Consider the following 14,390-nt stretch of genomic DNA (forward strand, 5'->3'; position numbering starts at 1 on the left):
GTGGGTATCGGCGACATCATCAGCGACCTCACGCCGGACTCGGTCGAGGACGCGGTCGAGGACGGTCTCGAGTGGGCCGGTGACCGGGTCGAGGACGCGGGGAACTGGACCGCCGACCGGCTGGACGACGTCGGCTGGGAGTCCGGTGCGGACTGGGTGCGCGAGCAGTCCCGTTCGGTCGCCAACCGGCTGGGCGCCGAGGTCGACGAGATGGACCTCGGCCAGACCGAGGACAAGACCAAGCTGATCTACGGCAGCCCCAGCAAGATCGACGCCACGGTGACGAAGCTCCGCGCGTTCCAGTCGGCCTTCGACGGCACCGGGGACGGGCTCAAGGGGCTGAACTCCGGTGAGCTGAAGGGCGAGACGGCGAACGCCCTGCGCACCGCGGTGAGCACGCAGCCGCCGAAGTGGTACGCCGCCGCCGACGCCACCACCAAGGCGCTGGGGGCCCTCGACGCGTTCGCGGACACCGTCACCTGGGCGCAGGGTCAGGCACAGACGGCGATCGACAAGTGGAAGGAGGGCGTGAAGGCCTCCGAGGACGCGGCGGACGCACACCGCAAGAAGGTCGACGCCTACAACAGCGCCGTCGACCGCTACAACGCCGAGCCGGCCGACAAGCGCGACCCGTCCTCGCTGCCGCCGAGGCCGGCGTCCACGTTCACCGACCCCGGCAAGAAGCTGATGCAGGACGCGCAGGACCTCCTCGCCGAGGCCCGCAAGCAGCGCAACACGGCGGCGGAGACCGCCCGCACGGCGGTGCAGGCCGCCCGCGACATGGCGCCGAAGAAGCCCTCGTACGCCGAGCAGGTGCGGGACGGGTTCGAGGAGTCCCAGGTCATGGGCATGCACCTGGACGGCGGGATCATCAAGGCGTCGGCGGGCATCGTCAACTTCGTGCGCGGCATCAACCCGATGGACCCCTACAACCTGACGCACCCGGCCGAGTACCTGACCTCGCTCAACAGCCTGGCCGCCGGTCTGGTGGTCGCCGCGAACGACCCGGTCGGCACCGGCAGCCAGATGGTCAAGGACTTCATGAAGGACCCGGCCGAGGGCGTCGGCCGGCTGATCCCCGACCTCGCGCTGACCGTCGCCACGGGAGGCGGCGGCGCCGCGGTGAAGGGCCTGCGCGTCGTCGACAAGGCGTCCGACATCGCCCGGCTGCGCAAGGTGGCGGACGACGTTCCGGAGGGCACCCACACCCGCAAGCCCGGCGAGCGCGTCACCGACGACACCGACCCGGTCGACCTGGCCACGGGCCGGATGTTCCTGCCGCAGACCGACGTCGCGATACCCGGCATCCTGCCGCTGCTGTTCACCCGCCGCACCGAGTCCGGCCTGACCGCCGGCCGCTTCATGGGGCTCTCCTGGACCTCCACCGTCGACGAGCGCCTGCAGATCGACTCCATCGGCGTCCTCCACGTCACCGCCGACGGCCTCCTGATCCGCTACCCCCACCCGGCCCCCGGAGCGCCCGTCCGGCCGGAGTCCGGGCGGGCCCGCACGCTGCTGGCCCGCGACGCGAACGGCGACTACACGGTCACCGACCCCGACAGCGGCCTGGTCCTCGACTTCGACGGCCCGTCCGGCGTCGAGCCCGGCGGCGACGGCGTGGCCTGGCTCGCCGACCTCACCGACCGCAACGGCCATCGGATCACCGTCGACCGCGACGAGGACGGCCTGCCGCTGGCCCTGGTCCACTCCGCGGGCCGGCGGCTCGCCCTGACGACCGCCGACGGCCGGATCACCGCCCTGTCCCTGGCCGGCGCGGGCGAGGACGGCGCGGACCTGCTCCTGATGAGCTACGGCTACACGGACGGCGACCTCACCACCGTCACCAAGCCGTCCGGCGCCACGACCACCTTCGTCTACGACGACCGCCGCCGCGTCATCGCCTGGATCGACTCCAACGACAGCCGCTACGACTACGTCTACGACGACCAGGACCGCGTCGTCGCGGAGGGTGGCGAGGCCGGGCACGTACAGATCACCCTCGCCTACACCGACCCCGACCCCGAGACCGGCCACCGCACCACCACGCTCACCACCGCCGACGGCCACACCACCCGCCACCTCTTCGGTCCCGGCTGCCTTCCCCTCGCGGTCACCGACCCGCTCGGCCACACCACCCGGTTCACCCACGACCCGCACGGCAACCTGCACTCCCGCACCGACCCGCTGGGCCTGCGCACCGCCTTCGCGTACGACGAGGACGACCGGCTCGTCGCCACCACCGCGCCCGACGGCGGCGAACTGCGCACCGTGCGCGACCCGTCCGGCCTGCCCGTAGAGGTCATCGGCCCGGACGGCAACCGCGTGCTCCAGGAGTTCGACGAACGCGGCAACCGCACCGCGGTCACCGACCCCGCCGGAGCCACCACCCGCTGCACCTACGACACCGCCGGCCGCCTCACCTCGGTCACGGACGCCCTGGGCGCGACGACCCGCGTGGAGTGCGACGCCGCCGGCCTGACCGTACGGGTCACCGACCCCGGCGGCGCCGTCACCCGCACCGAACGGGACGCCCTCGGCCGCCCCGTCCGCATCACCGACGCGGCGGGCGGCGTCACCCGCCTGGAGTGGCACCCCGACGGCAATCTCGCCCGGCGTACCGCTCCCGACGGGGCCATCGAGTCGTGGACGTACGACGGCGAGGGCAACGCGCTCACGCACACCGACGCGGCGGGCGGCGTCTCCCGCTTCGAGTACACCCACTTCGACCTCCTCGCCGCCCGCACCGGACCGGACGGCGCCCGCTACGAGTTCGAGCACGACCGCGCACTGCGCCTCACCCGCGTCACCAACCCGCAGGGAATGGCCTGGAGTTACGCGTACGACGCGGCCGGCACCATCACGTCCGAGACCGACTTCGACGGCCGCACCCTCGCCTACGAGACGGACGCGGCGGGCAGGCTCACCGCCCGCACCGACGCCCTCGGCGGAACGATCACTTTCGAACGCGACGCGCTCGGCCAGATCCTCCGCAAGGACGTCGACGGCCGGGTGACGACGTACGCCTACGGCCGGGCGGGGCGCCTGCTCGAAGCCGTGGGCCCGGAGAGCGAGATCCGCTACCAGTACGACCGCATGGGCAGGACCAGGACGGAACTGGTGGACGGCCGTCCCCTCTCCTACTCGTACGACGCGCTGGGCCGCCGTACCAGGCGCGTCACGCCCACGGGCCACGTGACCTCCTACACGTACGGTCCCGATGGCCGCGCGCACAGCCTCACCAGCGGTGGCCACCGCATCGACTTCACCCACGACGGCACCGGGCGCGAACTCACCCGCGCCTACGACGACGCGCTCACCATGACCTCCGCCTGGGACGAGGCCGGACGCCTCACCGTCCAGCACATCGACGCCGGGACCCGGGCCGTCAACAGCCGCGCCTACACCTACCGCGCCGACGGCCACCTCATATCCGTCGCCGACCGGAAGTCCGGCACCCGCACCTTCGACCTCGACGCGGCGGGCCGCGTCACCGCCGTCCACGCCCAGAACTGGACCGAGCGCTACGCCTACGACGACGCCGGCAACCAGACCTCCGCCACCTGGCCCTCCGGCCACCCCGGCACCGAGGCCACCGGCTCCCGCGCCTACACCGGCACCACCCTCACCCGCGCCGGAGACGTCCGCTTCGAATACGACGCCCTCGGCCGGATCACTGTGCGCCGGAAGACCCGGCTCTCCCGCAAGCCCGACGCCTGGCACTACACCTGGGACACGGAGAACCGCCTCACCTCCGTCACCACCCCCGACGGCACCCGCTGGCGCTACCGCTACGACCCGCTCGGCCGCCGTACCGCCAAACAGCGCCTGACCGCCGACGGGAACGTGGCCGAGGAGACCCGGTTCACCTGGGACGGGCTCACCCTCTGCGAACAGACCACCCACCAGCCCGACGACCCGAACACGGTCGCCCTCAGCTGGGACCACCGCGGCCTGGCCCCGCTGTCCCAGACCGAACGCATCCTCACGGCCGACGACCGCCAGACGGAGATCGACCGTCGCTTCTTCGCCATCGCCACCGACCTCGTCGGCACCCCCACCGAACTCATCGACGAGACCGGCCACATCGCCTGGCGCGCCCGCGCCACCCTCTGGGGCACCACCGCCTGGTCCCGCACCAGCACCACGTACACCCCCCTCCGCTTCCCCGGCCAGTACTACGACCCGGAATCCGGCCTCCACTACAACGTCTTCCGCCACTACGACCCCGAAACCGGCCGCTACGCCTCCCCGGACCCGCTGGGACTGGCGCCGGCGCCCAACCCCGTCACGTACGTGGACAACCCCTGTACCTGGGCCGACCCCTTGGGCTTGGCGCCGGACTACCCGGATGAGCGGCCCACTCCCGCCCCTCTCCCTCCTGAGACCGTTCAGATCTACCGAAATGTGGACGGTGTCGAGTTCGACGCCATCGCTACGACGGGCCGGTTCGGGACCGGCGCGGGGCAGATGGAAGGCAAGTGGTTCGCGACCCAAGGCGAGCACGCCGACCAATGGGGCCGACTTCTCAACGGCGGCGACGGATTGACGGTCACCACGCGCATACCCAAGCCGTTGGCCGATGAGCTGCATTACCATGCGGGCAAGTTGGACGGGGTTGGCCCCGGTTACTATGCGGATGGCGATCAACTCGCCAGGATCAACGAACACGCGAGCGAAATCGAGCTGTGGCCGTAATGCAGAAAATCGCAGATCCAGCAGGCGAGGGCGTGGTCGTATGGCTGACACGTCGAGAAGGGGGACGACAGGCGGGCCCGCCCACCGCCCCCGTCTATATGGCGACGGCGGTATTCGTCCAGGGCTCCGAGGAGGAAGTCCGGCCGGGCTGGCCGGCATCAGCTGACCAGCTGAGCGTCCTGCTGCAGGAAACCGAACGGCTGGACGAAGGGCACCGGAGGTGTCTGGTGGGGTTCCTCGTGCCCGAGCTGGCCGCTCCCCACATGCGTCCCGGAGCCGAACTGGTGGTGCTGGAGGGGCCACGCACCGTCGCCCGCCTGCGGATCGAGACCGTGCGCGGCCCGGAGGGAGGGGCCTCGGTCTGATGGCCGCCACACGCATGGACGGGAGTCGCGTCGTCGTCGGCGACGGCGGAAGGTGGACATGTACCGAGAGTTCCTGACCCCCGACGACGAAGAGATCTACGAGGCCACCGGCCAATGGCCGGACGTGGACGAGAGCGGTGCGCGGGTCCTCACCCTGCACGATGAAGCGGGGCAGTCGGTCTCCTTCTCCTACGACGCGGTGGGGAGATCGGTGAGGATCCGCTGGGCGAACGATCAGGGGGCCGAGGTGCTGGACATCTTCCGTGAAGGCGCGACGCGTCTCTCCTGCACCTCGGGGAATGCAGCCAAGGGATTTTCCGTCGACTTTCACACGGGTGAGTGCGCGGGCACCCTGGAGATTCAGGTGACGCCCCGAATTTCGGTCAGCGACCGCCTGTTGTTCCAATAGGCAGCCATGGGAGACGCATGGGAGGACGCGAAACTCAGGCACCCCGTCGGAAGCAGAGTGGACGGGGTGGTCCGTGTGCGGCGCCCGTTCGGAGTGTTCGTCGAGCTGGACGGCGCTCCCGAGGTGATCGCATTCCTGGACATCGCCTCGTACAACCCCGATCCACCGGTGGACGAACTGCCCGAGGCCGGAGAAGGAGTCTCCGGCGAAGTGGCTTTCCACGACGACCGAAAGAGGCAGATCCGAGTGCGGGTGGGCGCGCCGTTCTGGAATGAGGACGCCAGGCGCCTCAGCCGGGCCGTCGACAGCGGCGACAGCCGGCAGATCAACGAAGCCGGCCGCGATTTCGTCGAGAAGCTCACCTTCGCGACGGCCGACGAGATTCTCACCGTGCTCCGCGAGATCCTGGCCGAGGACTGGATGGCGCTGCCGCCCTGGGCACGGAATCTCGCCTACCGCCTGGCCTGCCTGCAACGTCCCGATGACCCGCGACTGCTCCGGGAAGCGGCCGCCGACCTGCTGTGCTTCGGACCCGACTGGGACGCGTTCGCCGAGGAACTCAAGGGGCGTGCGGCGGAACTGGAACAGTGACTGTCCCGCAGAGAGGTGGGCCGAGTCGCGGCCTCGGGTCAGACCTTGATGACGCGGACGCTGGGGCCGCAGAGCATCAGGAGGTCTTCGGGATCCGATGTCAGGACGGTCGCAGGAGCCGCCGAGGTGAGTGCGGTGGCGGCCACGATGGCGTCGAGGGCGTACTTGTGGCCGTGCAGCCCGGCCGTGGCCAGGAGCTTGCTCGCATGGCGGGCGATGGCTTCGGTGGGCGGGATGATGTTCACGCGGGAGACTGCGTTGTCGAAGCGGGCCTGGTTGACCCTGGGGTCTCGTGCCTCGACGAGGGTGACGGAGCTGATGACGACGCGGATGTCCTCGGCTTCGGCCGCGGCCAGCCACTCGGTGATCTCGGGCGTGCGTCGAACCAGTCTGGACAGGCATTCGCAGTCCAGGACGAGCGTGCCGTTCACGCTGCGTCCACCGAGCCCGCGGCGTCGCTGCGGAGAATGGCACGTTTGGCGTCGGCCGCCGCCTGATCGACCGGGCCGTGTTCCGCTTCAGCGTCTTCGATGAGCTCGCGCAGTCGGTCCCGTTCCAGTTGGCGCTGGATGAGGGTCTCGACGTAGGCGGACATGCCTCGTTTGCCCGTACGTGCCTTGAGGGCAGCGATGGTGCCTTCGTGGAGGGAGACCGATACGGGCCGGACGGGCCCTTCGCCGGGCGCCTGACAGGTAGCCATGGGGCCGAGTTTAATAAAACTCTTGTTAATGGATGGGGGTGATACTCCGAGCGGGTATGCCGGAGGGGATATCCATCGCTGCGCAGGTGTCGCCAACTTCAGGCCCTGACAGCGCTGGAAGAAGCGAACGCGCTGGTCAGGGCCTGTGCGGTCAGCACTCGATGATGTTCACCGCGAGCCCGCCGCGCGCGGTCTCCTTGTACTTGACGGACATGTCCGCGCCGGTCTCCTTCATGGTCTTGATGACCTTGTCGAGGGAGACCTTGTGGCTGCCGTCGCCGCGCAGCGCCATCTTCGCCGCGGTGACGGCCTTCACCGCGGCCATGCCGTTGCGCTCGATGCACGGGATCTGGACGAGGCCGCCGACCGGGTCGCAGGTCAGGCCCAGGTTGTGCTCCATGCCGATCTCGGCGGCGTTCTCCACCTGCTCGGGGGAGCCGCCCAGGACCTCGGCGAGGGCGCCGGCGGCCATGGAGCAGGCGGAGCCGACCTCGCCCTGGCAGCCGACCTCGGCGCCGGAGATGGAGGCGTTCTCCTTGAACAGCATGCCGATCGCGCCGGCGGCCAGCAGGAAGCGGACGATGCCGTCCTCCTTCTCGGCCTCCGTGCAGCCGCCCGCGGCGAAGTTCATCCAGTAGTGCAGGACGGCCGGGATGATGCCGGCCGCGCCGTTCGTCGGGGCGGTGACCACGCGGCCGCCCGCCGCGTTCTCCTCGTTGACCGCCATCGCGTAGAGGGTGATCCACTCCATGGCGTGCGCCTGCGGATCGCCCTCCGCGCGCAGCTGGCGGGCGGTCTTGGCGGCGCGGCGGTGGACCTTGAGGCCGCCGGGCAGGATGCCCTCGCGGGACATGCCGCGGGACACGCACGCCTGCATGGCGCGCCAGATGCCCAGGAGCCCGGAGCGGATCTCGTCCTCGGTGCGCCAGGCGCGCTCGTTCTCCAGCATCAGCGAGGAGATCGACAGACCGGTCTCGCGGGCGAGGCGCAGCAGCTCGTCGCCGGTGCGGAAGGGGTGCTTCAGGACCGTGTCGTCGAGCACGATCCGGTCCTCGCCCACGGCGTCCTCGTCCACGACGAAGCCGCCGCCGACCGAGTAGTACGTCTTCTCCAGGAGCGGGGAGCCCTCGGCGTCGTACGCGAAGACGGTCATGCCGTTGGCGTGGTACGGGAGCGCCTTGCGGCGGTGCAGGACCAGCTGCTCGTCCGCGTCGAAGGGGATCTCGTGCATCCCGAGGAGGTTGATCCGGCCGGTGGAGCGGATCTCCTCGACCCGCTCGTCGGCCGTCTCGACGTCGACCGTACGGGGGGACTCGCCCTCCAGGCCGAGCAGGACCGCCTTGGGCGTGCCGTGGCCGTGGCCGGTGGCGCCGAGGGAACCGTACAGCTCGGCCCTTATCGAGGCGGTGTGGGCGAGCAGGCCCTCGTTCTTCAGGCGGCGCGCGAACATACGGGCCGCGCGCATGGGGCCGACCGTATGGGAGCTGGACGGGCCGATGCCGATCGAGAACAGGTCGAAGACCGAGATGGCCACAGGGGGACTCCTAAGGGGTTGGTAGACGCCGTTGTCTGCCGGGTGGTGCGGTACGGGCCGGATCGCGGCCCGGAGAGCGGGGACACGGGATGGGGCACCGCGCTCACTGTTCAGTGTGCGCGGTGCCCCTCCCGGATACGCAAATGCGCCGGCCCGGCTACTTCAGGCCGGGGTACAGCGGGAACTTCTCGGCGAGCTTCGCGACCCGGGCCTTCAGGTCGTCCGCGTCGTAGGACGGCTTGAGGGCCGAGGCGATGATCTCGGCGACCTCGGTGAAGTCCTCGGTGCCGAAGCCGCGGGTGGCCAGGGCCGGGGTGCCGATCCGCAGGCCCGAGGTGACCATCGGCGGGCGCGGGTCGTTGGGGATGGCGTTCCGGTTGACCGTGATGCCAAGCTCGTGGAGCCGGTCCTCGGCCTGCCGGCCGTCCAGCTCGGAGTTGCGCAGGTCCACCAGGACCAGGTGCACGTCCGTGCCGCCGGACAGCACGGAGACGCCGACCTCGGTGACGTCCGGCTGCACCAGGCGCTCGGCCAGGATGCGCGCGCCGTCCAGGGTGCGCTGCTGGCGCTCCTTGAACTCCTCGCCCGCCGCGACCTTGAACGAGACCGCCTTGGCCGCGATCACGTGCTCGAGCGGGCCGCCCTGCTGACCCGGGAAGACCGCCGAGTTGATCTTCTTGGCGAGCTCCTGGGTGGAGAGGATCACACCGCCGCGCGGACCGCCGAGGGTCTTGTGCGTGGTGGTGGTGACGACGTGGGCGTGCGGCACCGGGCTGGGGTGCAGGCCCGCGGCGACCAGACCGGCGAAGTGCGCCATGTCGACCATCAGGTACGCGCCGACCTCGTCCGCGATGCGGCGGAAGGCGGCGAAGTCCAGCTGGCGCGGGTACGCGGACCAGCCGGCGACGATCAGCTGCGGCTTGGACTCCTTGGCCAGACGCTCGACCTCGGCCATGTCCACGACACCGGTGTCGTCCACGTGGTACGGGACCACGTTGTAGAGCTTGCCGGAGAAGTTGATCTTCATGCCGTGGGTCAGGTGACCGCCGTGCGCCAGGTTCAGGCCCATGATCGTGTCGCCCGGCTTCAGCAGCGCGAACATCGCGGCGGCGTTGGCCTGCGCACCGGAGTGCGGCTGGACGTTCGCGGCCTCGGCGCCGAAGAGCGCCTTGATCCGGTCGATGGCGATCTGCTCGACCACGTCGACGTGCTCGCAGCCGCCGTAGTAGCGGCGGCCGGGGTAGCCCTCGGCGTACTTGTTGGTCAGGACGGAGCCCTGCGCCTCCATGACGGCGACGGGAGCGAAGTTCTCCGAGGCGATCATCTCGAGCGTGGACTGCTGACGGAGGAGCTCGGCGTCGACGGCGGCGGCGACGTCCGGGTCAAGCTCGTGGAGGGAGGAGTTGAGAAGCGACATCAGGTGGTCCCTTGGGGTCTTTAGTTGCCGGAGAACTCGGTGTACTCGTCGGCGGAGAGCAGGTCCTTCGGCTCCTCCGCGACGCGCACCTTGAACAGCCAGCCGCCCTCGAACGGAGCGGAGTTCACCAGCGACGGATCGTCGACGACGTCCTGGTTGGAGGCCGTGACCTCACCGGTGACCGGCGAGTACAGGTCGCTGACCGACTTGGTCGACTCCAGCTCGCCGCAGGTCTCGCCCGCGGTCACCGTGTCACCGACCTCGGGGAGCTGGGCGTAGACGACGTCACCGAGCGCGTTGGCCGCGTGCTCCGTGATACCGACCGTGGACACGCCTTCCTCGGCGGCCGACAGCCACTCGTGCTCCTTGCTGTACCGCAGCTGCTGGGGGTTGCTCATGACCTGAATTCTCCTGTACGCGGGGGAGTGCTGATGAACGGTGGTCTTACGGTGTGAGACGGGACTGCGTCACGTCGCGCGGGGGCCCTGCGCCCCACGGTGCTACTTCCGACGCTTGTAGAAGGGGAGCGCCACAACCTCGTACGGCTCGTGGGTGCCCCGGATGTCGACGCCGACACCCGCGGTCCCCGGCTCGGCGTGCGCCGCGTCGACGTACGCCATGGCGATCGGCTTCCCCAGCGTCGGGGAGGGCGCGCCGGAGGTGACCTCGCCGATGACCTCGCCGTTCGCCACGACCGGGAAGCCGGCGCGCGGCACCCGGCGGCCCTCGGCGACCAGGCCGACGAGCTTGCGGGGCGGGGCGGTCTCGGCGCGCTCCGCGGCGGCCTCCAGCGCCTTGCGGCCCACGAAGTCGCCGTCCTTCTCGAACTTCACGACGCGGCCGAGCCCGGCGTCGAACGGGGTCAGCGAGGTGGTCAGCTCGTGCCCGTACAGCGGCATGCCCGCCTCCAGGCGCAGCGTGTCGCGGCAGGAGAGGCCGCACGGGATCAGGCCGTGCGGGGCGCCCGCCTCGGTGAGCGCCTTCCACAGCTGCTCGGCGTGGCCGGGCGCGACGAACAGCTCGAAGCCGTCCTCGCCGGTGTAGCCGGTACGGGCGATCAGCGCGGGCACCCCGGCGACCACCCCGGGCAGCCCGGCGTAGTACTTCAGGCCGTCCAGGTCGGCGTCGGTCACGGCCGCGAGGATCGCCGGGGACTCGGGTCCCTGCACGGCGAGCAGCGCGTACGCGTCGCGGTCGTCGCGCACCTCGGCGTCGAAGCCGGCGGCGCGCTCGGTGATCGTGTCCAGGACCAGCTGGGCGTTGCCGGCGTTGGCGACGACCATGTACTCCGTGTCCTGGAGGCGGTAGACGATCAGGTCGTCCAGGATGCCGCCGTCCTCGGCGCAGATCATCGTGTAGCGGGCCCGGCCCGTCGAGACGGTGCCGATGTTGCCGACCAGCGCGTGGTTCAGCACGTCCACGGCCTGGGGGCCGGTGACCGTGATCTCACCCATGTGCGAGAGGTCGAAGAGACCGGCCTTCGTGCGGACGGCGTTGTGCTCGTCGCGCTCGCTGGCGTAACGCAGCGGCATGTCCCAGCCCGCGAAGTCGGTCATCGTGGCGCCGAGCGACCGGTGCAACGCGTCGAGGGCGGTGAGACGGGGGGTGCTGCTCATGAAACGGGCTCCCAGGGCATGACGACGACGAGGACGATCCCTCCCCATCTGTCATCGGAACCTGAGAGGTTCGCCGAGAGGCCCCGGTGGGGTTCGGCTTGCACCTTGGGTGGAGCCGCGGAGCGGCTCGCTTTTCAGATCTGCCTCATCCACGCGGTACGGGGCCTGAGAGATTCAAGGGAGGATCTTGCTCCTTCGGCGCCCGGCACGGTGACCGGGACTCTCCCGCGCGGATTCAAGCGGCCTGTATGCAGTTGGCGGGGTCATCATCGCACGCATTCCGGGGGAGTGGGGCGCCCGGGACCGCTACCGGCCGGTGCGGGATTCCGGCGGGTCGGACGCTTGTGCCGCATTACCTTTTCTTTACACTTCGGGGGTAAGTACCAGTCGGCACGCGTCGGCCGTACGGCCAGGGGGAGGCGATGACGTTGCGTTACGCGACGACTGCGGGGCCCGCGCACGGCGCGCTGCCCGCGCAGCCGGGCTCACCGGCCCGGCAGGCGGAGGGCGGCTGCGCGCCCGTCGTCCGGGACCTGCGCGGCCGGGCCGGGCGCGGACCGCGCGCGCTGCGGTTCGCCGCCGGGGACGTCGTGGTGGTCTCCGGACTGCCCGGGAGCGGCAAGTCCACCCTGATCGCCCGCGCCGCCCCGGCCTACGCCGTCGACTCCCAGGACACCCGGGACCGCTGGGCCCGCCGGCTGCCCCGCTTACTCCCCTACCTCCTCTACCGGCCGCTCGTCCGCCTCGCCCACTACCGGGGGCTGCGCCGGGTGCTGCGCTCCGGCGCCCCCGTGGTGGTCCACGACTGCGGCACGCAGAGCTGGGTCCGCGCCCGGCTCGCCCGCCATGCCCGCCGCCGAGGCAGCGGCCTGCACCTCGTCCTGCTCGACGTGTCCGCGGAGACCGCGCGCGAGGGCCAGCGCGAACGGGGCCGGGGCGTCTCCGCGTACGCCTTCGCCCGGCACCGCAGAGCCGTGGGGCGGCTGCTGAAGGACACCGAGGCGGGCCTGCTGCCGCGCGGCTGCGCCTCGGCGGTGCTGCTGGACCGGGAGGCGGCCGGCTCCCTGGCGCGGATCACGTTCGCAGACGCACAGACCCGAGGCTGAAAACAGACCGTCCAAAGGCCGGACAGTAGCCGGAGAGGGGCGCTTTCAGGACAGCCCCGGCGAGTGGCGGAGGGCGGAGCAGGCCGTACTCTCTTGCTGCACGGCAACGGGGCGAGAGGGAATCAGTGAACATTCCGGCACAGGCCGGGAGCCAGCCGCAGGGCGGATGGCCGGCCAACGAACTCGAAGAGGTGCTGGGCGCCTCGCTGGGCGTCCCGGAGGCGGGCGGCCGCCTGCTGGAGGTGCTCGGCCGCAGCCACGTCTGGGTGCCCCTGCCCGGCGGCGGCGCGGCCGACTCCCCGGACCTCGACCTGCCCACGCTGGAGATCGAGGGCGCCGCGTACGTCCCCGTCTTCAGCTCCGAGCACCAGTTCCTCGCCTGCGTCGGCGCCCATATGTCCTTCACGGTCGCCCCCGCCCGCGAGTTCGCCCGCGGCCTGCCCCCGCAGCTCGGCATCGCCGTGAACCCGGGCGGCGCCGTCGGCATGCCGCTGCCCCCGCCCGCCGTCGCCGAGCTGTGCCGGGCCGGGCGCACCCCGCTCGACGGCCCGGCCACCGGGGGCCGCGTCCGGCTGTACGAGCCGGACTGGAAGGAGGAGCCCGTCGACTTCCTGGCCGCCGCGGCCGGCGAGTTCGAGGAGAGCGGCGTCGTCCTCACCGCCCGCAGGGCCCTCGCCAGCATCGAGGGCGGCGCCCCCGTCCTCTTCGTCGGCGTCGAGTTCTCCACCTGGGACGGCGCCGGACAGAGCGCCCCCATGGACGCCCTGGGCCGGGCGCTGGGCCGCGTCGAGGTGCCCTGGCCGGTCAACCTCGTGCTGCTCGACGTGGCGCAGGATCCGGTCGCCGACTGGATGCGCGAGCGGGTGCGGCCCTTCTACACGCGCGCCGGGGTCTCCCCGGCATGACGGGTCCGGCCGTGCCGTCAAGCCGGTGACGGCACGGCCGCATAAGCTGGTTTGATGGCCGAAGGCCGTTGCCCGGTGGCCGGAACAGAGGATCTACGAGGGGCGGGACCCAGGGTGAGTGCGTCAGGCACCGCGGCGGCCGGTCAGGTCGAGCACATGCTGCGCCAGGTCGCGCCCGGGCGCTACGACGCGTACGAGGCGCTGCTCCAGGCCCTGGCGTCCGGCCGGGTCCGGATGCTCCTGTGGCACGGCCGCCCCGGCGCCCCCGACGCCCAGTACGGCAACATGGAGGTCGACGGCCTCGGCTACGCCCCGTGCGTCACCTCCTCCCAGGAGCTGGCCGCCAGCGGCTGGAGCCGGGACCACGAGGTCGTCGCCGGCCTCGACATCGCCCGCGCCCTCTACCCCGACCGCTGGGGTCTCTGGCTGAACCCGCACGCCCAGGGCGGCGGCGTCGGCATCCCCTGGCTGGATCTGCGCCGCATCGCGACCGGCCTCGACCGGATGCCCGCCGGGCCGCTGCGCATCAGCGAACCCGCCGTCGAGATCCCGCAGTTCTACGCCCAGCTCGCGCAGAACGCCCACCACACCCCCGCGATCCGCTCGCTGCGCCGCGCCTGGGTGCAGCCCGCGCTCGGCGCCCCGTACCTCGCCGTCGGTCTCGACCTGTACGACACGAGCGGGCCGTCCGTCGACGCGGTGCGGGCCATGATGCGCCAGTCCGTCGGCGCCGTCCCCGAGGGGCTGCCGGTCTCCACGGTCGCGATGTCCGACGAGTACGACCCGGTCGCGATGTGGCTGCGCGCCAACTCCCGGCCCTTCTACGACCGCGAGGCGCACGCCGCGCCCGGTTACGGCTATCCCCAGGCCGGCCCAGCCCCGCACGCGTACTGATGACCCGTCAGCGGCGGTGCGTTCTCGACGCATTCGTCATCCGCTCCATGCTCTTGCGCGGTACGTCCGTTATCGCTGATAAGTGACCGAGAGGTCCGCTTGTTGAGCACGGCTGTCCGGATACCGGAAGCATTCTGACGTCATCACGTTTGAGCAAA

General features: G+C 71.2%; 13 protein-coding genes and 1 riboswitch. Of the genes, 7 read left to right on the forward strand and 6 right to left on the reverse strand.

The genetic code is table 11. The features are described 5' to 3' along the window. The 4 genes from OG242_RS23260 (at position 1) to OG242_RS23275 (ending at position 6,060) form a co-directional block, all read left to right on the forward strand. Positions 1-4,695 carry a putative T7SS-secreted protein gene (locus tag OG242_RS23260; RefSeq protein WP_405899993.1) on the forward strand — a complete coding sequence of 1,565 codons (4,695 nt, stop codon included), beginning with the start codon at positions 1-3 and terminating at the stop codon, positions 4,693-4,695. A gap of 98 nt (positions 4,696-4,793) precedes the next feature. Then, on the forward strand, positions 4,794-5,060 hold the full coding sequence (locus OG242_RS23265) for a hypothetical protein (protein WP_405899994.1): 267 nt from the start codon (positions 4,794-4,796) through the stop codon (positions 5,058-5,060). A gap of 58 nt (positions 5,061-5,118) precedes the next feature. After that, on the forward strand, positions 5,119-5,469 hold the full coding sequence (locus OG242_RS23270) for a hypothetical protein (protein WP_405899995.1): 351 nt from the start codon (positions 5,119-5,121) through the stop codon (positions 5,467-5,469). Positions 5,470-5,544: 75 nt separating this feature from the next. Continuing rightward, entirely contained in the window at positions 5,545-6,060 is a 516-nt protein-coding gene (locus OG242_RS23275) for a hypothetical protein (protein ID WP_405899996.1), read from the forward strand. 38 nt (positions 6,061-6,098) lie between these two features. Here OG242_RS23275 and OG242_RS23280 read toward each other — a convergent pair whose 3' ends face one another. From OG242_RS23280 to gcvT, 6 genes are all read right to left on the reverse strand, one after another. Then, the gene (locus OG242_RS23280) at positions 6,099-6,491 is read right to left on the reverse strand and encodes a type II toxin-antitoxin system VapC family toxin (RefSeq protein WP_405899997.1); all 393 of its coding nucleotides are present in this window, start codon (positions 6,489-6,491) and stop codon (positions 6,099-6,101) included. Further along, positions 6,488-6,760 (reverse strand): hypothetical protein, encoded by a 273-nt coding sequence (locus tag OG242_RS23285; protein ID WP_405899998.1) that lies wholly within the window; start codon positions 6,758-6,760, stop codon positions 6,488-6,490. Before OG242_RS23285 ends, OG242_RS23280 begins: the two co-directional genes overlap by 4 nt. A gap of 151 nt (positions 6,761-6,911) precedes the next feature. Continuing rightward, the gene (locus OG242_RS23290; RefSeq protein WP_405899999.1) at positions 6,912-8,294 is read right to left on the reverse strand and encodes an L-serine ammonia-lyase; all 1,383 of its coding nucleotides are present in this window, start codon (positions 8,292-8,294) and stop codon (positions 6,912-6,914) included. 157 nt (positions 8,295-8,451) lie between these two features. Then, positions 8,452-9,711, reverse strand: a complete 1,260-nt coding sequence (glyA, locus tag OG242_RS23295; RefSeq protein WP_405900000.1) for a serine hydroxymethyltransferase — start codon at positions 9,709-9,711, stop codon at positions 8,452-8,454. A 20-nt stretch (positions 9,712-9,731) separates the two neighbouring features. Next, positions 9,732-10,109, reverse strand: coding sequence for a glycine cleavage system protein GcvH (gene gcvH, locus OG242_RS23300; protein ID WP_405900001.1), 378 nt, complete (start codon positions 10,107-10,109; stop codon positions 9,732-9,734). 102 nt (positions 10,110-10,211) lie between these two features. Next, positions 10,212-11,327, reverse strand: a complete 1,116-nt coding sequence (gcvT, locus tag OG242_RS23305) for a glycine cleavage system aminomethyltransferase GcvT (RefSeq protein WP_405900002.1) — start codon at positions 11,325-11,327, stop codon at positions 10,212-10,214. A 144-nt stretch (positions 11,328-11,471) separates the two neighbouring features. After that, positions 11,472-11,565, reverse strand: a riboswitch (glycine riboswitch). Positions 11,566-11,749: 184 nt separating this feature from the next. On the opposite strand from gcvT, the gene OG242_RS23310 reads away from it, so the two are divergent. The 3 genes from OG242_RS23310 to OG242_RS23320 all read left to right on the forward strand — a co-directional run bounded on the left by OG242_RS23310 (position 11,750) and on the right by OG242_RS23320 (position 14,232). Then, positions 11,750-12,433: an AAA family ATPase gene (locus tag OG242_RS23310; protein WP_405900003.1), complete on the forward strand. Its 684-nt coding sequence runs from the start codon at positions 11,750-11,752 to the stop codon at positions 12,431-12,433. 125 nt (positions 12,434-12,558) lie between these two features. Next, the gene (locus OG242_RS23315; RefSeq protein WP_405900004.1) at positions 12,559-13,338 is read left to right on the forward strand and encodes an enhanced serine sensitivity protein SseB; all 780 of its coding nucleotides are present in this window, start codon (positions 12,559-12,561) and stop codon (positions 13,336-13,338) included. A 114-nt stretch (positions 13,339-13,452) separates the two neighbouring features. Continuing rightward, positions 13,453-14,232 carry an enhanced serine sensitivity protein SseB C-terminal domain-containing protein gene (locus OG242_RS23320; protein WP_405900005.1) on the forward strand — a complete coding sequence of 260 codons (780 nt, stop codon included), beginning with the start codon at positions 13,453-13,455 and terminating at the stop codon, positions 14,230-14,232. Positions 14,233-14,390 lie beyond the last annotated feature (158 nt).

It is taken from the genome of Streptomyces sp. NBC_00727 (assembly GCF_045161745.1).
Classification (GTDB): domain Bacteria; phylum Actinomycetota; class Actinomycetes; order Streptomycetales; family Streptomycetaceae; genus Streptomyces.